This window comes from Geobacillus sp. BMUD (genome assembly GCF_013096845.1).
GTDB lineage: Bacteria > Bacillota > Bacilli > Bacillales > Anoxybacillaceae > Geobacillus > Geobacillus vulcani.
In genome coordinates this window covers 30,768-53,744 of record NZ_SDLA01000018.1, presented here as the reverse complement: position 1 = coordinate 53,744, position 22,977 = coordinate 30,768, and the positions used below count along the sequence as shown (strand labels likewise).

26 protein-coding genes and 2 rRNA genes are annotated in these 22,977 nt (G+C 50.6%); 27 read left to right on the top strand and 1 reads right to left on the bottom strand.

Going from position 1 to position 22,977, the window contains the following annotated elements; genetic code table 11:
- The 10 genes from ETC05_RS15400 to rsmI all read left to right on the top strand — a co-directional run.
- Positions 1–127: ribosomal RNA gene (locus ETC05_RS15400) — 23S ribosomal RNA — on the top strand; the annotation flags it as partial.
- A 234-nt stretch (positions 128–361) separates the two neighbouring features.
- Positions 362–478, top strand: a 5S ribosomal RNA gene (rrf, locus tag ETC05_RS15395).
- A 149-nt stretch (positions 479–627) separates the two neighbouring features.
- Positions 628–834: a sigma factor G inhibitor Gin gene (locus ETC05_RS15390; RefSeq protein WP_171661374.1), complete on the top strand. Its 207-nt coding sequence runs from the start codon at positions 628–630 to the stop codon at positions 832–834.
- Positions 835–1,006: 172 nt separating this feature from the next.
- Positions 1,007–2,440: an aminotransferase class I/II-fold pyridoxal phosphate-dependent enzyme gene (locus tag ETC05_RS15385; RefSeq protein ID WP_171661373.1), complete on the top strand. Its 1,434-nt coding sequence runs from the start codon at positions 1,007–1,009 to the stop codon at positions 2,438–2,440.
- A gap of 26 nt (positions 2,441–2,466) precedes the next feature.
- Entirely contained in the window at positions 2,467–3,099 is a 633-nt protein-coding gene (gene tmk, locus ETC05_RS15380) for a dTMP kinase (protein ID WP_031406359.1), read from the top strand.
- 78 nt (positions 3,100–3,177) lie between these two features.
- On the top strand, positions 3,178–4,170 hold the full coding sequence (holB, locus tag ETC05_RS15375) for a DNA polymerase III subunit delta' (protein WP_171661372.1): 993 nt from the start codon (positions 3,178–3,180) through the stop codon (positions 4,168–4,170).
- 14 nt (positions 4,171–4,184) lie between these two features.
- Positions 4,185–5,012, top strand: coding sequence for a PSP1 domain-containing protein (locus ETC05_RS15370; protein WP_171661371.1), 828 nt, complete (start codon positions 4,185–4,187; stop codon positions 5,010–5,012).
- A gap of 15 nt (positions 5,013–5,027) precedes the next feature.
- Positions 5,028–5,390 carry a DNA replication initiation control protein YabA gene (yabA, locus tag ETC05_RS15365; protein WP_031406353.1) on the top strand — a complete coding sequence of 121 codons (363 nt, stop codon included), beginning with the start codon at positions 5,028–5,030 and terminating at the stop codon, positions 5,388–5,390.
- 60 nt (positions 5,391–5,450) lie between these two features.
- Positions 5,451–6,200: a tRNA1(Val) (adenine(37)-N6)-methyltransferase gene (locus ETC05_RS15360; protein WP_031406351.1), complete on the top strand. Its 750-nt coding sequence runs from the start codon at positions 5,451–5,453 to the stop codon at positions 6,198–6,200.
- A 15-nt stretch (positions 6,201–6,215) separates the two neighbouring features.
- Positions 6,216–7,124: a 16S rRNA (cytidine(1402)-2'-O)-methyltransferase gene (gene rsmI, locus ETC05_RS15355; protein ID WP_031406349.1), complete on the top strand. Its 909-nt coding sequence runs from the start codon at positions 6,216–6,218 to the stop codon at positions 7,122–7,124.
- A 16-nt stretch (positions 7,125–7,140) separates the two neighbouring features.
- Here rsmI and ETC05_RS15350 read toward each other — a convergent pair whose 3' ends face one another.
- Positions 7,141–7,440 (bottom strand): transition state genes transcriptional regulator AbrB, encoded by a 300-nt coding sequence (locus ETC05_RS15350; protein ID WP_021322629.1) that lies wholly within the window; start codon positions 7,438–7,440, stop codon positions 7,141–7,143.
- Positions 7,441–7,836: 396 nt separating this feature from the next.
- Between ETC05_RS15350 and metG the strand changes: the two genes are divergently transcribed.
- The 17 genes from metG (at position 7,837) to fin (ending at position 22,889) form a co-directional block, all read left to right on the top strand.
- Positions 7,837–9,789: a methionine--tRNA ligase gene (gene metG / locus ETC05_RS15345; protein ID WP_031406343.1), complete on the top strand. Its 1,953-nt coding sequence runs from the start codon at positions 7,837–7,839 to the stop codon at positions 9,787–9,789.
- 135 nt (positions 9,790–9,924) lie between these two features.
- The gene (locus ETC05_RS15340) at positions 9,925–10,695 is read left to right on the top strand and encodes a TatD family hydrolase (protein WP_171661370.1); all 771 of its coding nucleotides are present in this window, start codon (positions 9,925–9,927) and stop codon (positions 10,693–10,695) included.
- A 200-nt stretch (positions 10,696–10,895) separates the two neighbouring features.
- Positions 10,896–12,101, top strand: a complete 1,206-nt coding sequence (locus tag ETC05_RS15335; protein ID WP_031406340.1) for a G5 and 3D domain-containing protein — start codon at positions 10,896–10,898, stop codon at positions 12,099–12,101.
- A 257-nt stretch (positions 12,102–12,358) separates the two neighbouring features.
- Positions 12,359–12,922, top strand: coding sequence for a ribonuclease M5 (gene rnmV / locus ETC05_RS15330; protein ID WP_171661369.1), 564 nt, complete (start codon positions 12,359–12,361; stop codon positions 12,920–12,922).
- Positions 12,915–13,796, top strand: coding sequence for a 16S rRNA (adenine(1518)-N(6)/adenine(1519)-N(6))-dimethyltransferase RsmA (rsmA, locus tag ETC05_RS15325; protein ID WP_171661368.1), 882 nt, complete (start codon positions 12,915–12,917; stop codon positions 13,794–13,796). The genes rnmV and rsmA overlap by 8 nt, the downstream gene beginning before the upstream one ends.
- A gap of 132 nt (positions 13,797–13,928) precedes the next feature.
- On the top strand, positions 13,929–14,828 hold the full coding sequence (gene yabG, locus ETC05_RS15320) for a sporulation peptidase YabG (RefSeq protein WP_031406334.1): 900 nt from the start codon (positions 13,929–13,931) through the stop codon (positions 14,826–14,828).
- A gap of 180 nt (positions 14,829–15,008) precedes the next feature.
- A complete protein-coding gene (gene veg / locus ETC05_RS15315) occupies positions 15,009–15,266 on the top strand; it encodes a biofilm formation stimulator Veg (RefSeq protein WP_011229553.1) in 258 nt (85 codons plus the stop codon).
- 162 nt (positions 15,267–15,428) lie between these two features.
- Positions 15,429–15,608, top strand: coding sequence for a small, acid-soluble spore protein, alpha/beta type (locus ETC05_RS15310; RefSeq protein WP_013143961.1), 180 nt, complete (start codon positions 15,429–15,431; stop codon positions 15,606–15,608).
- Between the two features lie 219 nt (positions 15,609–15,827).
- The gene (gene ispE, locus ETC05_RS15305; protein WP_031406331.1) at positions 15,828–16,700 is read left to right on the top strand and encodes a 4-(cytidine 5'-diphospho)-2-C-methyl-D-erythritol kinase; all 873 of its coding nucleotides are present in this window, start codon (positions 15,828–15,830) and stop codon (positions 16,698–16,700) included.
- Between the two features lie 55 nt (positions 16,701–16,755).
- The gene (purR, locus tag ETC05_RS15300; RefSeq protein ID WP_031406329.1) at positions 16,756–17,577 is read left to right on the top strand and encodes a pur operon repressor; all 822 of its coding nucleotides are present in this window, start codon (positions 16,756–16,758) and stop codon (positions 17,575–17,577) included.
- A gap of 44 nt (positions 17,578–17,621) precedes the next feature.
- Complete coding sequence (locus ETC05_RS15295) at positions 17,622–17,996, top strand: RidA family protein (RefSeq protein WP_011229557.1); 375 nt, start codon at positions 17,622–17,624, stop codon at positions 17,994–17,996.
- A 125-nt stretch (positions 17,997–18,121) separates the two neighbouring features.
- Positions 18,122–18,412 carry a septation regulator SpoVG gene (spoVG, locus tag ETC05_RS15290; protein WP_003247437.1) on the top strand — a complete coding sequence of 97 codons (291 nt, stop codon included), beginning with the start codon at positions 18,122–18,124 and terminating at the stop codon, positions 18,410–18,412.
- Positions 18,413–18,886: 474 nt separating this feature from the next.
- The gene (glmU, locus tag ETC05_RS15285; protein WP_031406327.1) at positions 18,887–20,263 is read left to right on the top strand and encodes a bifunctional UDP-N-acetylglucosamine diphosphorylase/glucosamine-1-phosphate N-acetyltransferase GlmU; all 1,377 of its coding nucleotides are present in this window, start codon (positions 18,887–18,889) and stop codon (positions 20,261–20,263) included.
- Positions 20,264–20,275: 12 nt separating this feature from the next.
- Positions 20,276–21,223 (top strand): ribose-phosphate diphosphokinase, encoded by a 948-nt coding sequence (locus ETC05_RS15280; RefSeq protein ID WP_012820445.1) that lies wholly within the window; start codon positions 20,276–20,278, stop codon positions 21,221–21,223.
- Positions 21,224–21,300: 77 nt separating this feature from the next.
- Positions 21,301–21,933: a 50S ribosomal protein L25/general stress protein Ctc gene (locus ETC05_RS15275; RefSeq protein ID WP_171661367.1), complete on the top strand. Its 633-nt coding sequence runs from the start codon at positions 21,301–21,303 to the stop codon at positions 21,931–21,933.
- A gap of 60 nt (positions 21,934–21,993) precedes the next feature.
- Positions 21,994–22,554: an aminoacyl-tRNA hydrolase gene (gene pth / locus ETC05_RS15270; protein WP_031406321.1), complete on the top strand. Its 561-nt coding sequence runs from the start codon at positions 21,994–21,996 to the stop codon at positions 22,552–22,554.
- Between the two features lie 104 nt (positions 22,555–22,658).
- The gene (gene fin / locus ETC05_RS15265; protein WP_031406319.1) at positions 22,659–22,889 is read left to right on the top strand and encodes an anti-sigma-F factor Fin; all 231 of its coding nucleotides are present in this window, start codon (positions 22,659–22,661) and stop codon (positions 22,887–22,889) included.
- The last annotated feature ends 88 nt before the right edge of the window (positions 22,890–22,977 follow it).

Genomic DNA, 22,977 nt, shown 5'->3' with positions numbered 1-22,977 from the left:
CAAGATGAGATTTCCCACCGCCAAAAGCGGGTAAGATCCCTCGAAGATGACGAGGTCGATAGGTCCGAGGTGGAAGCGTGGCGACACGTGGAGCTGACGGATACTAATCGATCGAGGGCTTAACCTAAAGGGAAAAGCGGAGGCGAGCGGTTCGCCGCGACGGGCAAATGTTCTTCGCCCGCAGGGGCGCTTGCACCCCGAGGGAGAAGGTTATTTGACCCCGAGCGGCGGCGAGCCGGAGCTAGACAGTACGAAGCGCGGCTTCTTCCGACGGTTATCTAGTTTTGAGGGAATGAACTATTTCGATTGACAAATCCAACAGGATGGATATAATAATAACTGTCCAAGATGATCATCGTTGCCTAGTGGCTATGGCGGAGGGGAAACACCCGTTCCCATCCCGAACACGGAAGTTAAGCCCTCCAGCGCCGATGGTAGTTGGGGCCAGCGCCCCTGCAAGAGTAGGTCGCTGCTAGGCAATAATGAGCAGCCAGTTGCATTCGTGCAATTGGCTGCTTTTGTTTTGAGGAAAAAACGATAAGGACCCGCTCAATGTCTCTCTTCCTTTCATCTACTAGTATAGAATGTTAGCAATGTGGGAAACATAGAGGATGGGAGGTGGAGAGCGTGAGGACATCAATAGCCGATCGGAATCAACGCGAACATGTATGCATCGTTTGTGAACAGAAAAAAAAGGAAGGAATTTCCCTTTTTGGCCATTTTCTTTGTTTGGACTGCAACCGGGCGATTGTGCAAACGAATACGGATGACCCGAACTACTCGTTTTATGTGCGACAGTTGCGCAAAATGTTTACATCGAAAATTCACTCGTAATTGGGGCCTGCATTCGGGCCTGTTTTTATTTGCGATTGATGCGACTCGTGCGTTTTTTCGAGCGTTTGTGATACTATATGTTTGATGTTTCTCCTGCATATCCTGTGCATTTTGGCAGTCTGTGCCCGGACGATGGCTGTTCTGGGACGGACAGCAAGGAAAGAGGATGATGATGGATCAAACGAAAACCCCTTTATATGACGCTCTCATACACCATTGGGCGCGCCGTCCGGTTTCGTTTCACGTGCCGGGACATAAATACGGTGCGTTGTTTTCAAAACGAGGGAGAGATATGTTTGCGCCGCTGTTGGCGTTGGATGCGACGGAAATTTCCGGCTTGGATGACTTGCATCATCCTGAGTCGGTGATTGCTGAGGCGCAGGCGTTGGCAGCGGAGCTATATGGCGTTCGGGAGACGTTTTTCCTTGTGAACGGTTCGACGGCAGGGAATTTGGCCATGATCGCCGCCGTGTGTGATGGAAAGAGGAAGAAAGTGATTGTGCAACGCAATTGCCATAAATCGGTGATGCATGCATTGCAACTTATGGGGGCCACTCCTGTTCTACTTGCCCCGGAGTTTGATCGTGATGTGTGTGTCGCTTCGCACATTCGTCCTGAAGCGGTTAAAGAGGCGTTGGCGCTTCATGGCGATGTTGTTGCGGTTGTATTGACGAATCCAAATTATTATGGAATGGCCGTCGATTTGACGGAAATTGTCCGTCTAGTTCATGAACATGGCATTCCGGTGCTGGTTGATGAGGCGCATGGCGCCCATTTCGTTGTCGGTCCCCCTTTTCCGACATCGGCGCTTCGCTATGGCGCCGATGTCGTCGTGCAGTCGGCTCATAAAACGTTGCCGGCGATGACGATGGGAGCGTTTTTGCATGTAAACAGCGAGCGGGTTGATCTTGAACGGTTGAAATATTTTTTGCAGTTGTTTCAGTCAAGCAGTCCGTCTTACCCGATTATGGCGTCGCTCGATTTGGCGCGGAGCTATGTTGCCCAGCTCTCAAAAAGCGATGCGGCAACGATCGTGGCGGAAATTAAGGAGTTTAAAGCAGCCCTGGCCGATATTGACGGGGTGGCAGTCGTTTGTTCCCGCCATTTTGGCGTACAGACCGATCCGCTGAAAGTAACGGTGCAGACGCGTTGTTCCCTAACTGGGTATGAACTGCAGCGTCGACTTGAGCGCGAAGGAGTGTTTGTCGAGCTTGCTGATCAAATGAATGTGCTTTTTGTTTGCCCGCTGGCCGCAACTGGTGGACTTCAGAAGGCGGTGAAGAAAATCAAACGGGCGTGGCGTGATTTGCCGGATGGTGAGGTGCCGGTATGTGACGCTTCGCCTTTTCTCGGCCCACCGCTATCGGTTTTAGTCCCGTATGATGAACTGCGTTGTTTGCGGACAAAAGCCGTGGCGCTTGAGGAAGCTGAAGGACATATAGCGGCGGAAACGATCATTCCATATCCACCTGGTGTGCCGCTCGTGTGGGTCGGGGAACAGCTCGGCCGTGGCCATATTGAACAGATCCGCCAGCTTCTTTGCTATCGGGCACACATACAAGGCGGGAGCAGGCTGAAAGATGGTCAGTTGGTTGTATACGAATAGGAAGGATGGAAAGGATGCCGCGAGTGATGAACGGATGCTTTTTTTCGTTTGAAGGGCCGGAAGGAGCCGGCAAAACGACGATGATCAGCAAATTGGAATCGTTGTTGCGTGAGCGGGGGATTGACGTTGTGGCGACGAGGGAACCGGGCGGAGTGCGCATTGCCGAGGCAATTCGTTCAATCATTTTAAACCGCGATTATACAGAGATGGACGGGCGGACGGAGGCTCTTTTGTATGCGGCCGCGCGCCGGCAGCATTTGCTTGAGAAAATCGTACCGGCGCTTGAGGCTGGGTGCGTCGTCCTTTGCGACCGGTTTGTTGACAGCTCCCTCGCCTATCAAGGATTTGCCCGCGGGCTTGGCATTGAGGAAGTATGGAAAATTAATGAGTTCGCTATTGATGGATATATGCCGTCGCTGACGATTTATTTTGATCTCGATCCGCAAATTGGGCTTGAACGAATCCGGCGAAACCGCGGCCGGGAAGTAAATCGGCTTGACCTTGAAACGTTGTCTTTTCATGAGAAGGTGCGAGAAGGGTATCGGGAACTCGCCAGACGGTTTGGCGACCGCATTGTCGTCATCGACGCGAACCGCCCGCTTGATGATGTATTCTCCGAAACAACAGCAGTGGTGCTTTCCCGCTTGAAAGGAAGATGACAGCGCCATTTCCATGAATCCAACCGTGATGATTCCTAGCGGACATGATAGAATAGAAATAAGAAATAAGGAAGAGTGATGGCGATGCGATGGGAACAGCTAGCGAAACGTCAGCCGGTGGTGGCGAAAATGTTGCAAAGCGCCTTGGAAAAAGGGCGAATTTCTCATGCGTACTTGTTTGAGGGGCAACGGGGGACGGGTAAAAAAGCGGCCAGTTTGTTGTTGGCGAAACGTTTGTTTTGTCTATCCCCAATCGGAGTTTCCCCGTGTCTAGAGTGCCGCAACTGCCGGCGCATCGACTCCGGCAACCACCCCGATGTCCGGGTGATTGGCCCGGATGGAGGGTCAATCAAAAAGGAACAAATCGAATGGCTGCAACAAGAGTTCTCGAAAACAGCGGTCGAGTCGGATAAAAAAATGTACATTGTTGAGTACGCCGATCAAATGACGACAAGCGCTGCCAACAGCCTTCTGAAATTTTTGGAAGAACCACATCCGGGAACGGTGGCGGTATTGCTGACCGAGCAATACCATCGCTTGCTGGAGACGATCGTTTCCCGCTGTCAAGTGCTTTCGTTCCGGCCGCTGTCGCCGGTGGAGCTCGCCCAGGAACTTGTCGAGGAGCACGTACCGTTGCCATTGGCGCTGCTGGCTGCCCATTTGACAAACAGCTTCGAGGAAGCACTGGCACTTGCCCAAGATAGTTGGTTTGCCGAGGCGCGAACATTAGTGCTACAATGGTATGAGATGCTCGGCAAGCCGAAGCTGCATCTTTTGTTTTTCATCCATGACCGCTTGTTTCCGCATTTTTTGGAAAGCCATCAGCTTGACCTTGGACTTGATTTGCTTTTATATTTATACCGCGATTTGTTGCATATTCAAGCCGGACAAATGGACGGCGTGTTATACCGTGATCAGTTGGACCGCCTGCAACGATGGGCGCTTGCTTGCCCACAACGGCGGATCGTGGCTGGTATGGAAGCAATTTTACAAGCGAAAACGCGTTTAAATACAACCAATATGAGCACCGCGTTGCTTGTTGAGCAGCTCGTTCTTCAATTAAAGCGGTAAAGGAGGGAGAGCCGTTGTATACGGTAGTCGGCGTCCGTTTTAAAAAAGCAGGAAAAATTTATTATTTTGACCCTGGCGATGCCGTTATTCCCGTCGGCGAATTCGTCATTGTCGAGACGGTGCGAGGCATTGAGTATGGAAAAGTCGTCGTCGCCAATAAACAAGTTGACGAAAACGACATCGTGTTGCCGCTCAAAAAAGTGATCCGAGTGGCGAATGAGAAAGATAAATGGATTGTAGAAGAAAACAAAAAGGCGGCGCGCCAGGCGTACGACATTTGCTTGCGCAAGGTGGAAGAGCACGGGCTGGAAATGAAGCTTGTCGATGTGGAATATACGTTTGACCGCAATAAAGTGATCTTTTATTTCACTGCCGATGGGCGCGTCGATTTCCGCGAGCTTGTGAAAGACTTAGCGTCGATTTTCCGCACGCGCATCGAGCTGCGGCAAATCGGGGTGCGCGATGAGGCGAAAATGCTTGGCGGCATCGGGCCGTGCGGCCGTATGCTTTGCTGTTCGACGTTTTTAGGCGATTTTGAACCGGTGTCGATCAAAATGGCGAAAGATCAAAACTTGTCGCTCAATCCAACGAAAATTTCCGGGCTGTGCGGCCGGCTGATGTGTTGCCTGAAATATGAAAACGAAGAGTATGAGACGGCGAAAGAACAACTCCCGGATTTAGGGGAATATGTCGAGACACCACACGGCTTCGGCAAAGTCGTCGGCTTGAACATTTTAGAGCGGGTGTTGCAAATCGAGCTTCCAGAATTCGGAAGGGTCGTCGAATACACACTCGATGAGCTGATGAAAAACGGGACGTTGTCCATTCGCGTCGCAGATTAATTTGGGGTGGGGCCGGTGGAAAAAGTAGATAAAAAAGAAGTGTTTCGATCAGTGGCCAATATGGAAGAGCAACTTAGTTATTTTTACCGCGAGCTGGTTCAACTGAAACAGCGCGTAACGGAGCTGTTAGAAGAGAATCACCAGTTGCAAATCGAAAATGCTCATTTGCGCCGTCGACTTGAACAATTGTCAGAAGCATGGGAAGAAGCCAAACGAAAAGGGGACAAACATGGCAAAAAACTGATCGACATTGGCGAAGGGTATGACAATTTAGCCCGCCTTTACCAAGAAGGGTTTCATATTTGTCATATCCATTACGGAAGCGTTCGCACCGAGGGCGATTGTTTGTTTTGCTTGTCATTTTTGAACAAAAACTAAAGGCAGCGCCACCCTTTCCGTTTCGGAAAGGTTATTTTTTTCAATGGAGGGTCGTGCGTCATGGTGGAATTGCACGAGGATGAACGGCTCGATTATTTGTTTAACGAAGAGCTCCGCATCATTCAAAGTCCATCTGTATTTTCGTTTTCCCTTGATGCCGTGCTCCTTGCTCATTTTGCCTATATGCCGATTCAAAAGGGGCAGATTGTTGATTTGTGCACGGGCAACGGAGTGATTCCCCTCTTATTGAGCCGGCGAACAAAAGGGACGATCATCGGCATCGAAATTCAAGAACGGCTTTGCGACATGGCGAGGCGGAGTGTGCAATACAACGGGCTTGAAGGACAAATCGAGATCATACACGGCGACATTAAAGAAGCGCCGCAGCGGATCGGTTACAGCCGGTACGATGTCGTCACGTGCAACCCCCCGTATTTTCCAGCAGTCGGCAAAGATGAACTGAACAAAAATGAACATATCGCCATCGCCCGCCATGAAATTTATTGCACCTTAGAGGATGTGATCCGCGTCAGCAGCCAGCTGTTGAAGCAAGGAGGGAAGGCGGCGTTCGTCCACCGGCCCGGGAGGCTGCTTGACCTTGTGACGCTCATGCGCCAATACCGTCTTGAGCCGAAACGGCTCCGCTTTGTGTACCCGAAAGCGGGCAAAGAGGCGAACATGATTTTGATTGAAGGAACAAAAGATGCAAGCCCGGACTTAAAAGTGTTGCCTCCGCTTGTCGTGTATGATGAGAAGAACGAATATACCGAGGAGACGAAGCGTATCTTATATGGCATTATTTCATCTTAAAGGGGCGGAACAAGGATGCTTTGGCAGCAAAAAAGTTTTGTCGAACAAACGGAGCAAGGGACATTGTACATCGTGCCGACGCCGATCGGCAATTTGGAGGATATGACGTTTCGCGCGGTTAGGACGCTTCAGGAGGCTGACGTCATCGCTGCCGAAGACACAAGGCAGACGAAAAAGCTGCTCGCTCATTTCGACATTCATACGCCGCTCGTCAGCTACCATGAGCATAATAAATACGCGAGCGGCCGACAGCTTGTCGAATGGCTGAAGAAAGGAAAAACGGTGGCATTAGTGAGCGACGCCGGGATGCCCGGCATTTCCGATCCGGGCTATGAGCTTATTGCTGCGGCGCTTGCCGAACGCTGCCGCGTCGTCCCTCTTCCTGGAGCGAACGCGGCATTGACAGCGCTTGTCGCCTCCGGGTTGCCGACGAACCGCTTTTTGTTTGTCGGCTTTTTGGAACGGGCGAAAAAAGAGAAAAAAGAGCAGTTGCTGTCGTTAAAAACGGCGGCGGAGACGTTAATTTTTTATGAGGCGCCCCACCGCCTGAAAGAAACCCTCGCTCTCATGTATGATATATTCGGCAATCGGCGCATCGCTCTTGGCCGCGAGCTGACGAAACGGTTTGAGGAGTTCATCCGCGGTGATTTAAGTGATGCGGTCGCTTGGGCGGAAGAACATGACATCCGGGGCGAATTTTGCCTCATTGTCGAAGGGGCGCGAGATGGACATAAACAAGAGCAAGAGGCAGAGGAATGGTGGCAGCCGCTTTCGCTTGTCGAACATGTCGATTATTATATTCGCGAGCACAGCCTTTCCGTCAAAGAGGCGGTGAAACAGGCGGCCAGTGATCGAAACATGTCGAAACGTGACGTTTATCGGCAGTATCATCAACAGCAAGAAGAAAAAAAAGAGTTTCTCTGAAGCCAGAGAAACTTTTTTATTCTTTTTCTTTGTCCGCTGCTGCTTCTAGATGCTGTTGGATCTCCTGCAGCAAAATTTCCGCGCCTTCGCGGCTTAAAATGATTTTGCCGCCGGCCAGTTTGAAGTTGTCGTCCGACACTTCGCCGGTGACGACACACGTCATGTTCGGCTTATACTTTTTCAAAATGATGCGGTCATCGTCAACATAAATTTCCAACGCATCTTTTTCGTTAATATCCAACGTGCGTCGCAGTTCAATCGGAATGACGACGCGTCCTAACTCATCGACTTTACGCACAATCCCTGTCGATTTCATCGTCGATTCTCCTCTCCGCAAAAAAGTTTTTTGTCGTTTATTCGTCAATATTCGACAAATTTCCTACAACCTAATCATATCAGTGTTTCCATTAAGCGTCAATCCTTTAATATGTAAAATTTAAAAAAAATGTATATTGTTATTTCAAAAAAAAGTTTGTTTAGAGAGAAAGGAGAAAACGAATGAATTTGCCCTTCTAAAATCTATCCTTGTATAACGAGTTCGCAGCGATGGTTGAAAATGCGGCCGTATTTTTGCTGGTTTGGGTATATTTTTTCAGCCCACGAGAAATAGATGTTTTTGTAGAATGAAAAAATTATGTAAAATAAAAGTAACGCCGCTCTCGTCGCCGGACGGGGGCTTTTGTGTTCAACAGTACGAGGGAGGGCCTAACCGATGGAGAAAAAAACGTTTTATTTGACGACGCCGATTTATTACCCGAGCGACCGTCTGCATATCGGTCATGCTTATACAACGGTAGCGGGGGACGCCATGGCTCGCTATAAACGGATGCGCGGCTATGATGTCATGTATTTGACAGGCACCGATGAGCATGGGCAAAAAATTCAGCGCAAGGCGGAAGAAAAAGGAGTAACACCGCAACAATACGTCGATGAGATCGTGGCTGGCATTCAAGAGCTGTGGAAGAAGCTTGACATTTCCTACGATGATTTTATTCGTACAACACAGGAGCGGCATAAAAAAGTTGTCGAACAAATTTTCGCCCGTCTTGTCGAACAAGGCGATATTTATTTGGGTGAATATGAAGGCTGGTATTGTACGCCGTGCGAATCGTTTTACACGGAGCGGCAGCTTGTGGAAGGCAACTGTCCGGACTGCGGTCGGCCTGTTGAGAAAGTGAAAGAAGAGTCCTATTTCTTCCGGATGAGCAAATACGTCGACCGCTTGTTGCAATATTACGAAGAAAATCCCGATTTTATCCAGCCGGAGTCGCGGAAAAATGAGATGATTAACAACTTCATTAAGCCGGGGCTTGAGGATTTGGCTGTGTCGCGGACGACGTTCGATTGGGGCATTAAAGTGCCAGGCAATCCGAGACATGTCATCTATGTCTGGATCGACGCGCTTGCCAACTACATCACCGCGCTCGGCTACGGCACGGACAACGATGAAAAGTTCCGCAAATATTGGCCGGCGGACGTCCATTTGGTCGGCAAAGAGATTGTTCGTTTCCATACGATTTATTGGCCGATTATGTTGATGGCGCTCGGCTTGCCGCTGCCGAAAAAAGTATTCGGCCATGGCTGGCTGCTCATGAAAGACGGGAAAATGTCGAAATCGAAAGGCAATGTTGTCGACCCAGTAACGCTCATCGACCGGTATGGGCTTGATGCGCTTCGCTATTATTTGCTGCGGGAAGTGCCGTTCGGCGCTGATGGCGTGTTTACGCCGGAAGGATTTATTGAGCGCATCAACTATGACTTGGCCAACGACTTAGGCAATTTGTTGCACCGTACCGTAGCGATGATCGAGAAATATTTCGGCGGCGTTATTCCGCCATACTGCGGGCCGAAAACACCGTTTGACCAAGAGTTGACGCAAACGGCGCGCGAAGTGGTGCGTCAATATGAAGAGGCAATGGAGGAAATGGAGTTTTCCGTCGCTCTCGCCGCTGTTTGGCAGTTGATTAGCCGGACGAACAAATACATTGATGAAACGCAGCCATGGGTATTGGCCAAAGACGAACAGAAACGGGATGAACTTGCCGCCGTCATGACCCACTTGGCTGAATCGCTCCGCCATACGGCGGTGCTGCTCCAGCCGTTTTTGACGCGCACGCCGGAGCGCATGTTCGCTCAGCTCGGCATCACTAATCATTCCTTGAAAGAATGGGACAGCTTGTACGATTTTGGCCTCATTCCGGAAGGGACAAAAGTGCAAAAGGGAGAACCGCTCTTCCCGCGCCTTGACATCGAAGCGGAAGTGGAGTACATTAAGGCGCATATGCAAGGAGGCAAATCGGCTGCCGAGCCGGTAAAAGAAGAGAAAAAAGCAGCGGAGGCGGCAGAAATTTCAATTGACGAGTTCGCCAAAATCGATTTGCGTGTCGCTGAAGTCATCCATGCCGAACGGATGAAAAACGCCGATAAGCTGTTGAAGCTTCAGCTTGACCTTGGCGGCGAGAAGCGGCAAGTGATTTCCGGCATCGCCGAGTTTTACAAGCCAGAAGAACTCATCGGCAAAAAAGTCATTTGCGTTGCCAATTTAAAACCAGCCAAATTGCGCGGCGAATGGTCGGAAGGCATGATTCTAGCCGGAGGCAGCGGCGGGGAATTTTCGCTGGCGACGGTTGATCAACACGTGCCGAATGGAACGAAAATCAAATAACCGTTTGCTTGGCAGGGGGTGTTGCGCTTGACACCTCCTTGTCGCTATTTTGTAATGGAAATGTTAACGAAATGTGACGTATGTAACCAATTTCTATGCTACACTTAACATCAAGGTGGAAAAGAGGGCATTGGTATGTTGTTTGATACGCACGCACATTTGAATGCGGTCCAATACGAAGAAGATTTGGAACAAGTGATTGAACGCGCCCGCGATGAAGGGGTTTCACACATTGTTGTCGTCGGATTTGACCGTCCGACGATCAAGCGCGCGATTGAGCTGGCCGAGCGGTATCCGTTTATTTATGCCGCGGTTGGTTGGCACCCAGTCGATGCGATCGAAATGACTGATGACGACTTGCAGATGCTTGAACAGCTCGCTGCCCACCCGAAAGTCGTGGCGCTCGGCGAGATGGGGCTTGACTACCATTGGGATAAATCGCCGAAAGACGTGCAACAAGAGGTGTTTCGGCAGCAAATCCGGCTGGCGAAAAAGGTGAAGTTGCCGATCATCATTCATAACCGTGAGGCGACGGCGGATATTTTAAAAATTTTGCAGGAGGAAAACGCCGCTGAAGTCGGCGGGATTATGCATTGCTTCAGCGGCAGCGTCGAGGTGGCCAAACAGTGCATGGACATGAATTTTTTCATTTCCCTTGGCGGACCGGTCACGTTTAAAAACGCGAAAAAACCGAAGGAAGTGGCGAAGGAGATTCCGCTCAGCCATTTATTGATCGAAACCGACTGTCCATATTTAACGCCTCACCCTTTCCGCGGCAAACGAAACGAGCCGAGCTATGTCAAATACGTCGCCGAGGCGATTGCCGAGATCAAAAATGTTTCTTTTGCCGAAGTAGCGGAAACAACGGCGGAAAATGCCAAAAAATTGTTCGCCATAGACCGCTAAAATTAGGCGTCAGATCATGGGGAGGCTTGTCGAAAAAGGGGCGAAAACGAAAAAGTTCTACAAATTCGGTGAAAATGCGCCAATGGTCTGTCGACAAGTCTTCCTTCCTTTTTCACTGAATTTTCTGCATAATAGAGTATGCTCGTGCGTACATGTTAAAGGGAGAGGGGAATTCCGCAGGAAAAGGAGGCGTTCATCTGATGTTGCCAAACGGGAGGAAATGGCTGGACTTATGGAGGAAAAACGTGACCGTCACAGCGGGTGGGTTTCTCGCCATCTCCGCGACGACAGGAGTTGCTGGATATGAGATGGCCAAGGATGATGTGACGCTGATCGCCAATGGAGAAAAACAGGAGATTCGCACTCATGCCAAAACAGTAAAAGAACTGCTGGCGGAGCAAAACATTCAGCCGCGCAAAGAAGATTATGTTTATCCGTCCCTGCATTCGCCGATCACCGACGATCTCCATATTGTTTGGGAAGCGAGCAAAGAAGTGACGCTGACAGTCAATGGAAAAAAGAAAAAGATATGGACGACAGCTGATACAGTTGCGGAGCTGCTCCGTTCGCAGCACGTAGCGGTCGGGCCGCATGACAAAGTGGCGCCAGCGCTTTCGGTGAAAATTCAAAAAGGCATGGACATCGGTGTTGAAAAGGCGTTTCCCGTCTACGTCAATGTCGGCGGTAAACAACAGCAGGTATGGACAACTTCGACTACGGTCGCTGACTTTTTGAAGCAGCAAGGGATTCAGCTAGGCCAACTTGATCGGATAGAGCCCTCCTTGCATGAAACGGTCAAAGAACAGATGACCATTCGTGTGATCCGAGTAAAAAAAGTCACCGATGTAGTGGAAGAACCCGTCGACTTTGCCGTGGTGACAAAACGGGACGACTCATTGCCGAAAGGAGAACGGCGCGTCATTCAGCCTGGAGAAAAAGGAACGGTGCAAAAAACGTATGAGGTTACGTTGGAAAACGGCAAAGAAACCGCGCGCAAGCTGATTGCTGCGAAGATGGTAAAAGAAAGCAAGGCGCGCATTGTCGCCATCGGCACGAAAACGGTGCGCCCGGTTGCCGCGCCCGACCGTCCGTCCTCGCGCGGCTCGGACCATGCCGCGAAGGAATTTTACGTCACTGCCACCGCCTACACCGCCTATTGTGCAGGCTGTTCAGGCATAACAAGCACGGGCATCAACTTGCGCAAAAATCCTTCCGCTAAAGTGATTGCAGTCGACCCGTCCGTCATCCCCCTTGGGTCGAAAGTGTATGTGGAAGGATACGGATATGCCATTGCCGCTGACACCGGCTCAGGCATCCGTGGATATAAAATTGATGTGTTTTTCCCGGAACGGTCGGATGCGTTTCGTTGGGGCAGAAAGCGCGTGAAAATACGGGTATTGCCGTAGAGATGCGATGGGAGAACGAAGCGGAGGGTTTTTTCCCTCTGCTTTTTTTCGCTATAATGGCATTGTGCCGCGACAGCGCGCGCCGTTTCTGTTAAATTAGACGATGCAAACGGAAAAAAGTTTCAGGGAAATTCAAAAAATAATTCAGGGAATGAAGCGGCTTTCGGCGATGATCCGCCTTACTTTTGATTTTACCGGAAAGGAGGCATTGCAGAAATAGGAAAAAGGGATGATTCCGTTGTTTCTGCAATGGGAGGATGAAGATCAAAGAAGTGATCGTTGTGGAAGGAAAAGATGATACGGCGGCGATCCGGCGCGCCGTCGATGCCGATACAATCGAGACAAACGGAGCAGCGGTGGGCGCGGATGTCATTGAGCGGATCAAGCTGGCGAAAGAGCGCCGCGGCGTGATCATTTTTACCGATCCCGATTTTCCTGGTGAAAAAATTCGCCGCACGATTGCCGAACAGGTGCCGGGGTGCAAGCATGCCTTTTTGCCGCGCGAGGCGGCCAAAGCGAAAAACGGCAAAGGGGTGGGGGTTGAGCACGCATCTCCCGACGAAATCCGTCAGGCGCTCGCCAATGTGTATGAAGAGGCGCCGGATTGGAAGGAAGAAATTACGTTTGCTGAACTGGTCGAGGCTGGGTTGATCGGCGGCGCGATGGCGCGCCGGCGGCGGCAACGTCTCGGGGAGGAGCTGAAAATCGGCTATGCGAACGGCCGGCAGTTTCATAAGCGGCTGCAAATGTTCCGCATTTCCCGTGACGCTTTTTATGCCGCGTTAGCGCAAGTGATGCAGGAGGAGACGGACGATGCATAAAGATATTGCAACACCGGGGCGGACGAAAGAAATTTTGGAGCGATATGGCTTTTCGTTTAAAAAGAGCCTTGGACAAAACTTTTTGATCGATGCGAACATTTTGCGGAAAATCGTGGATGTTGCCGACATCTCCCGCGATACGGGGGCGATCGAAATTGGACCGGGTATCGGAGCGTTGACGGAGCAATTGGCGAGGCGGGCGAAAAAAGTCGTCGCTTTCGAAGTCGATGGCCGGCTGTTGCCCATTTTGGCTGATACGCTATCCCCCTATGACAATGTGTGCATCATCCATCAAGATGTATTAAAGGCTGATTTGCACACCGTCATCGCCAAGGAATTGGCCGATGTAACCGATCGGATGGTTGTCGCCAACTTGCCGTATTACGTGACAACGCCAATCATTATGAAGCTGCTCACCGATCGGCTGCCTATCCGCGGCATGGTCGTCATGTTGCAAAAAGAAGTGGCGGATCGTCTCGCCGCCAAGCCAGGAACGAAAGATTACGGCTCGCTGACGATCGCCGTGCAATATTATACCGAAGCAGAAGTTGTCATGACCGTGCCGCGCACCGTCTTTATGCCGCAGCCGAATGTCGATTCCGCCGTCATCCGGCTTGTGAAGCGGCAGCATCCGCCTGTTGTTGTCAACGATGAAGGTGTGTTTTTTCAAGTGGTGCGGGCAAGCTTCGCCCAGCGCCGCAAAACGCTGTTCAACAACTTGATAAACAATTTGCCGGGAGGAAAAGAGAACAAAGAGCAAATTGAACGAGCGCTCGCTGCTTTGGGCATTGACCCGCGCCGCCGCGGGGAGACGCTTGACATCGCTGAGTTTGCTTCATTAAGCAACGCGTTGACACCGCTTTTCAGCAAATGAAGGAGTCGCAAAGCAAGCGCTACTCCGGGGGCAGCGGTCTTTTCGTCAACCATCCAAACAGGCGTCTATCACCTATTGTCCGCACGTGCATATCGTATGGGTGACAACGATTATGCAATGGAGTGAGCGGTGATGGACGTCATTAAAATCGGCGATATTGTCGCCCGAAAGTCTTACCAATGTGATTTATTGTTCCGAGTCATTGATATGAAAGAAAAAAACGGCGAGTGGGAAGCGATTTTGTATGGTGAGGATGTGCGCCTCGTCGCGGACGCTCCGTGCAGTGATTTAGTCGTCATCGATGAGCAGGAGCAACAGGAACGGAAGAAGCGGGAAATCGAGCTGATCGAACAATCGTACCGACTTTTTCGCCAAGATTATCAGGCGATCAAGCAAAAAGTCGAATATCGGGCGACCGGCGGATACCGGGTGGAGAAAGATTTTTTTCAAATTCCGGGGCGCGTTCTCCATTTGGATGGCGACCCGTTATATTTGCGCAAATGTATGGATTTGTATGAACGGATCGGCGTGCCGGTGCACGGCATTTATTGCGAAGAAAGCGAAATGCCGGAAAAAGTTGGCTATTGGATCGAGCAGTTTCGTCCGGATATTTTAGTCATCACCGGGCATGATTCGTATTCGAAGTCAAAAGGAAAGGTGCATGAGTTAAAAGCGTACCGCCATTCGCGCCATTTTGTGCAAACGGTGAAAGAAGCGCGCAAAAAAGTGCCTCATTTGGACCAACTGATCATTTTCGCTGGCGCCTGCCAGTCGCACTTTGAGTCGCTCATCCGCGCTGGGGCAAATTTTGCCAGTTCGCCAGCACGGGTGAACATTCATGCTCTGGACCCTGTCTATATCGTTTCGCGCCTCAGCTTCACCCCGTTCACCGAAACGGTCGATGTATGGGATGTGCTGCGCAACACGTTAACCGGGGAAAAGGGGCTTGGTGGGGTGGAAACGAAAGGCGTGCTCCGCACCGGGATGCCGTTTCGCCTCATTGAGGATCGAGAGGAAAACCGCCGCAATTGATGGGCGGTTTTTTTATACGTCCGTCGTATTTTTTTACAAAAAAGTTCCACATTGTACATAAAAAGAAGGATATTGTAGAAAAATATACATTGACAGAAATAAAAACACCCTGATATAATCTTTAATTTTGACTTTGGACGTCATTTTTGTTACAATTACAAATAGTGAGGTGGATGATGAATGCCAAAGACTTTATCCGATATTAAAAAAACGCTGGATTCCAATATCGGGAAACGGTTGACGCTGCGAGCCAACGGCGGACGCAGAAAAATGATTGAGCGTTGTGGTATTTTGGCGGAAACATATCCATCCGTATTTGTCATTGAGCTGGATCAAAAAGAGAATTCGTTTGAACGCGTATCGTTCAGTTACGCCGATGTATTGACAGAGACGGTAAAGTTGACGTTTTGGGATGATGAGCAAGCAGGGGGGCAGTAGACAGATTTGTTTGCTGCTTTTTGTTTTTGTCTGAAATAGGTGGACATAGAGCCGTTTCCTTTGCTTCATACTAAAACTGTCGCAGCCGTCCTTTGCTTTGCCAAATGCCGGGCTGTTCTGCTGATACACCACGCCAATGAACATGGAAAGGGGTTGCTGACATTGGGTCGACGCCGCGGGATTATGTCGCAACGTTTGAAGGAAGAGCTGGCGAAAGAGCTGGGCTTTTACGATGTCGTGCAGCGTGAGGGATGGGGCGCCATCCGCGCGAAGGACGCAGGAAACATGGTCAGATTGGCGATTGAACGGGCGGAACGGCAGCTGGCCGGAACAACGGAATAGGGGCCGGCAGAGGGGCGTGTTGCGGCGAGGGTGTCCCGAACGGGGCACCTTTTTTGTATACATATATTGTTTGGCGTCGTCGCCAGAACATGGTAATATGATAAAATGGGTTGACGAAAGAAAGGCGGATGAGACGGGACAAAGACGGCGGAGATGGAAAACAGACGATGGATACTGATCCGCTTATTCATGATTGCGCGTGGAAGTAGGTGAGGATGAGTGAGGTTGTCGATAAAAGCGCCGGCGAAAATCAATTTGTCACTCGACGTTCTTTATAAGCGCCCGGATGGTTACCATGAAGTGAAAATGGTGATGACGACGATCGATTTGGCCGATCGCATTGAGCTTGTCGCGCTGCCGGAGGAGGATGCGATTCGCATCGTTTCGCAAAACCGCTTTGTGCCGGATGATTGTCGCAACTTGGCGTATCAGGCGGCGAAACTTCTTAAAGAGACGTTTTCCATCCGCCAAGGGGTGGCCATTTCCATTACGAAGCATATTCCGGTGGCCGCCGGATTGGCGGGGGGAAGCAGCGATGCGGCGGCGACGCTGCGCGGGTTGAACAAGCTTTGGCAGCTTGGATTAACGATGGATGAACTGGCAGAACTAGGGGCGAAAATCGGCTCGGATGTCGCATTTTGCGTCTACGGCGGAACCGCCTTGGCGACGGGGCGCGGGGAAATCATCACTCCGATCGCTTCCCCGCCGCCGTGCTGGGTTGTGTTGGCCAAGCCCCCGATCGGTGTGTCGACGGCGGAAGTGTACCGAAACTTGGAGCTTGAGCGTGTCAGCCATCCAGACGTCGATGCGATGGTGAGCGCGATCGAGCGACAAGATTATGCGGCGATCTGCCGGTTGGTCGGCAATGTTCTTGAGGAAGTGACGTTGAAAAAATATCCGGAAGTCGCGCATATTAAAGAACAAATGAAGCGGTTTGGCGCTGACGCGGTGCTGATGAGCGGCAGCGGGCCGACCGTGTTTGGGCTGATCGAGCATGATTCCAGAATGCAGCGGGTATACAATGGGTTGCGCGGCTTTTGTGACCAAGTGTTTGCAGTGAGAATGTTAGGAGAACGGCATTCTCTTGATTAAACACGTACATTTTTGTTAAAATATATTTATAATATTCGGTTTCGGGAGGTCGGCTATGAAGCTAAGGCGAAGCGGCCGTTTAGTTGATATGACGCATTATCTTCTTGAACGGCCCCATCAGCTCATTCCGCTGACATTTTTTGCAGAGCGGTACGAATCGGCCAAATCCTCGATCAGCGAAGATTTGGCTATCATTAAGCAGACGTTCGAGCAGCAAGGAATCGGAACCGTTCGGACACTGCCCGGCGCTGCCGGCGGCGTACAATACATTCCAAAAATGGCTGCCGAGGAAGCGGAAGAAGTGGTTGCGTATTTGTGTGAACAACTGTCGCGTCCGGATCGGCTTCTTCCCGGAGGATATTTGTATATGACCGACATTCTTGGCGATCCTCGTATTATGAATAAAATCGGCCGCCTTTATGCATCGATGTTTGCCGACCGTCCGGTGGATGTCGTCATGACGATCGCCACCAATGGGATTCCGTTCGCGTATGCCATCGCCAACTTTTTGTATGTGCCCGTTGTCATCGTTCGCCATGACAATAAAGTGACCGAAGGACCGATGGTGAGCATCAATTACGTATCCGGCTCGTCGAAACGCATCCAAACGATGGTCCTATCGAAGCGCAGCTTAGCGGAAAGAGCCAATGTGCTCATCGTCGATGATTTTATGAAGGCGGGGGGGACGATCAATGGCATGATCAGTTTGTTGCAGGAGTTTAACGGCAATGTCTCCGGCATCGGCGTGCTCGTGGAGTCGGAAGAAGCAAAGGAGCGATTGGTTGATGAATACATTTCACTCGTCAAACTGTCTGAGGTAGATGTAAAAGAAAAGCGAATCTCTGTTAAGGAAGGCAATTACAAAGCGTTTTTGTAGCAGCTTGCTGTTTGATAAGAAAAATTAAGAAAGGAGACTGGCTAATGAGAAAGGTAGAGACAACGAAGGCGCCGCAAGCGATCGGCCCGTATTCGCAAGGGATCATCGTCAACAACATGTTTTACAGCTCCGGGCAAATCCCGCTCACTCCAGAAGGGGAACTGGTGAAAGGCGACATTCAGGCGCAGACGCATCAAGTGTTCCAAAACTTGAAAGCCGTATTGGAAGCGGCCGGAGCTTCGCTCGATACGGTGGTGAAAACGACCGTGTTTTTGAAAAATATGGATGATTTTGCGGCGATGAATGAAGTGTACAGCCAATACTTCCCGAACCATAAGCCGGCGCGTTCATGCGTGGAAGTAGCCCGGCTGCCGAAAGATGTCCTTGTCGAAATTGAAGTTGTCGCCCTCGTTCCGTGACGAGGGATCCACTTTTTCCCTGCCTAAAATTTATAAAAAATTTTTTGAAAAAAAGAAGGAAATGACCAAGACATGTGGAATTAATTACATCGACTCTCATATAGGGAAAAGGTGGGTGAGCATAAATGGAAGTGACAGACGTAAGATTACGCCGCGTCAATACCGAAGGACGGATGAAAGCGATCGCCTCCATTACGTTGGACAACGAGTTCGTCGTCCATGACATCCGCGTCATCGACGGAAACAATGGGCTGTTCGTTGCGATGCCGAGCAAACGCACGCCGGACGGTGAGTTCCGCGACATCGCACATCCGATCAATTCCGCCACGCGCGGGAAAATCCAGGAGGCGATCCTCGCTGAATACCACCGCCTCGGAAAATTGGAAGAAGAACTTGAAGAAGCAGGCGCTTCGTAAACATATGGAAAGGGGGCTTAGGTGAAATTCACCAAGCTCTCTATTTTTTTGCCAACCGCATTGTTTCCTTGAAAAGTGCCGTTGATTCATATATATTCAATTATGGGTGAGCTACTCCCACTTCGCTTTGCTTGAAGTGGGAGCTTCTCCATTCCACGACGAAAGCGTTCTTTTGTCTCTCTGAGCGTGACTTCGGGTCGTCCCAACCCTAGGCATCCGACGATTCGAAGTTCTTTCGCGCTTCGGATGGTGGACGCATGGAAGGCTTAGACTGGTTTTCGCATTCAATGTTCTCCATGCAACTTCCTATATCCAATTCACAAAGAACATGATATACCTTGATTTTATCATGTGTTTTGGCTGACGCCAACCGACATTGATCTCCCGCTGATCGTTGGGTTGCGCCCTTCACGCGCTTGAAGCGGGAATCTTCTCTCGGAACTATGATTAAAAGGGTAATTGGAGGCCTTTTACATGAAGCGATATGCGGTCATTTTGGCGGCCGGACAAGGGACGAGGATGAAATCCAAGTGGTATAAAGTGCTTCATCCCGTTTGCGGCAAGCCAATGGTTCAGCACGTCATCGACCAAGTGTCGAAGCTTGGGGTGGAAAAAACGATTGCGGTAGTGGGATTTGGAGCCGAACAAGTGAAAGAACAGCTCGGCTCCCAGTGTGAATACGCCTTGCAGGAGGAGCCACTCGGGACGGCGCATGCGGTGATGCAGGCGGCTCCGCATTTGCGTGGTCTTGAAGGAGTGACGATTGTCGTCTGTGGGGATACGCCGCTCATCACCGCTGAGACAATGAAGATGCTCATCGAGCATCATATGGCCGCCAAGGCGAAGGCGACCGTATTGACGGCCATCGCTGATGATCCGTCCGGATATGGCCGCATTGTCCGCAACGAGGCTGGCCATGTCGAGAAAATTGTCGAACATAAGGATGCGAGCGAGCAAGAGCGGAACATCCGTGAGATTAACACAGGAACGTACTGTTTTGACAATGAGACACTGTTTCAAGCGCTTACAAAGGTGACGAATCAAAACGCTCAAGGCGAATATTATTTAACGGATGTCATTGAAATTATCAAAGCGGACGGCGGTGTGGTGTCCGCCTATCAGGCGCCTTCGTTTGAAGAAACGATCGGCGTCAACGATCGCATCGCCCTCGCTGAAGCGGAGCGGATCATGCGTGCTCGCATTTGCCGTCAGCATATGAAAAACGGGGTCACGATCATTGATCCGGCTTCCACGTATATTTCCGCCGAGGCGGTGATCGGGCGCGATACAGTTATTTACCCCGGCACGGTGATTGAAGGCGAGACAGTGATCGGTGAAGACTGCATCATTGGACCGAATTCGGAAATTAAAAATTGCTATATCGGCCATCGCACATCGATTCGCCATTCGGTCGCCCATGACAGCGAGATTGGTTCTGATGTGACGATCGGCCCGTTCGCCCATATTCGCCCGCTGTCAAAAATCGACGATGAGGTGCGGATCGGCAATTTCGTCGAGGTGAAAAAGTCGACGTTTGGCAAAGGAAGCAAGGCGTCGCACTTGAGTTATATTGGCGATGCTGAGGTCGGCGCCGATGTCAATCTTGGCTGTGGGTCGATTACGGTCAACTACGACGGTGTGAATAAGCATATGACTAAAATCGAAGACGGCGCGTTTATTGGTTGCAATGTCAACTTGATTGCACCGGTTACGGTAGGACAAGGCGCTTATGTCGCCGCTGGATCGACGATCACGAATGATGTCCCCGGTCGTGCACTTGCCATTGCCCGCGCCCGGCAAGTCAATAAAGAAAATTATGTCGATCGCCTGCCAGGCAAGAAAAAATCTTAGCGGAGGTCTATCATGTCTGACTGTCAGCATCAATTAAAATTGTTCGCTCTGAACTCGAACATGAAGTTGGCGAAGGAAATTGCAGAAGTCATGGGAATCGAGCTCGGCAAATGTTCCGTTTCCCGTTTCAGCGACGGGGAAATTCAAATCAACATTGAAGAAAGCATCCGCGGCGACGATGTGTTCGTCATTCAATCGACGAGCGTGCCGGTCAATGAGCATTTGATGGAGTTGCTTATCATGATCGACGCGTTAAAGCGCGCCTCGGCCCGCACGATCAATATCGTGATGCCGTATTACGGCTATGCCCGTCAAGACCGGAAAGCGCGTTCGCGCGAACCGATTACAGCGAAGCTGGTCGCCAACTTGCTCGAGACGGCCGGAGCGTCGCGCGTCATCACGCTTGATTTGCATGCCCCCCAAATTCAAGGATTTTTCGATATTCCAATCGATCATTTGATGGGTGTGCCCATTTTGGCGGATTATTTCAAAAGCAAACAATTGGAAGATATTGTCGTCGTCTCTCCGGACCATGGGGGTGTCACAAGGGCGCGCAAGCTCGCCGACCGCTTGAAAGCGCCGATTGCCATTATCGATAAGCGCCGGCCGAAGCCGAACGTGGCGGAAGTGATGAACATTGTCGGGCAAGTGGCGGGGAAAACGGCCATTTTGATTGATGACATTATCGATACGGCCGGCACGATTACACTCGCGGCCAACGCTCTAGCGGAAAGCGGAGCGAAGGAAGTGTACGCGTGCTGCACCCATCCGGTGCTGTCTGGTCCAGCGATCGAGCGCATTCAAAGTTCCAAAATTAAGGAACTGGTCGTCACCAATTCAATTGCCTTGCCAGAAGAGAAAAAAATTGATAAAATTGTAGAGCTGTCGGTGGCTCCGCTTATTGCTGAAGCGATTACGCGCGTGTATGAAATGAAGTCTGTCAGCGTCCTGTTCGACTAACGCAAGAAAACATGTTTAGCCCTTCTTGTTTTAGGATAAAGTAGTCAATAGATTCTAATTCAGGAAGGTGAAGAAACATGGCGATTGTGTTGGAAGCGAAAGAACGCACAGACAAAAAACGTTCGACATTGCGGCGTATTCGTTCGCAAGGCGGCATTCCAGCGATTTTGTACGGCAAAAAAGTCGAAAACAAAATGATTTTCGTCAGCGCCGCTGAACTGGAAAAAGTGCTTCGTGAAGGCGGACGCACAAGCTTGCTGACGCTGAAAGTCGGCGGCGAGGACTACTCGGTGTTGCTGCGCGAGATGCAGCGCGATCCGTTGCGTGGCGAGTTGCTTCACGCCGATTTTCAAGCGGTTGATCTATCGACAGAAGTTGATATTGACGTTGAAGTTCGCTTAGTAGGCGAGGCGCCTGGCGTGAAGGATGGCGGCGTGTTGCAGCAAAACTTGCATGAGCTGTCCATCCGCGTCCTGCCGGCGAACATTCCTCCAGTGATCGAAGTGGACATTTCCGGACTGCAAGTCGGTGATACCGTCACCGTTGGCGACGTGCAAACGGACGGCAAATTTGAAATCAATCATGAACCTTCCGAAGTGATCGCCACGATCTTGCCGCCGCAACAAGAGGAAGAAATCGATAGCGGTGAACAGCAAGAGGCAGGGCATCCTGACTCTGAGGAAGGAAGAGAAACGACGCCAGAAGAGTGACAGACGTAACCGTTTCGGTTACGTCTTTTGTAGTATCATGCAAAGAGAGGAGCGCGAGGATTGAAGCTGTTTGTCGGGCTCGGCAATCCGGGCAAGGAGTATGAGCAAACAAGGCATAATGTCGGTTTTTTCGTCATCGATGAGCTGGCGAAGCGCTGGAATGTATCGTTAAAAACCGCCAAATTTCGCGGCTTGTTCGGAACGGCGTTCGTTTCCGGTGAAAAAGTAGCATTATGCAAGCCGTTGACATATATGAATTTATCAGGAGAATGTGTTCGCCCACTTATGGATTACTACGACATTGCCGTCGATGATGTCATCGTCATTTACGATGACCTTGATCTCCCGCCAGGGAAAATCCGCCTTCGCTTAAAAGGAAGCTCCGGCGGCCATAACGGTGTCAAATCGCTCATTCACCACCTTGGCACCGAGCAGTTTAAGCGCATCCGCATCGGCATCGGCCGACCGACCGGCGGTCAGCCGGTCACGGACTATGTGCTTGGCCGCTTTACGGAAGAGGAGAAACCGGCGGTGGACAAAGCGGTGCTGAGGGCTGCCGATGCGTGTGAACAGGCATTGAGGGCGCCATTTATTCAAGTGATGAATGATTTTAACGAGTGAATATTTTCCTCTGAACTGGTGCACAATGTGAGTACAGGAGGCGGTGGAACCGTTGGTTTCGCCTGCCTTGTGGACGGAACAGCCCAGTGAGGAGGTTGGCTTGAATGGCGCTGCATTACTATTGCCGCCATTGCGGTGCAAAAGTTGGAACGATTGAACAAATGCCGATATACAGTGAGCAACTGGGATTCCACCACTTAACGGAAGAGGAACGGCTCGAGATGATTTCGTATGAACCGAACGGTGACATTCATGTGAAAACGATTTGTGAAGACTGTCAAGAGGCACTGGCGCGAAACCCGGAATGGCATCAATACGAAAAATTCATCCATTAAGGGCGGCTTTGGGCGACCAAAGCGTTTTTGTGTTTGCGCTAGGCCAGTGAAATGGAAAGAAACTGGCGTTGAGAGGAGGGAGAATAGG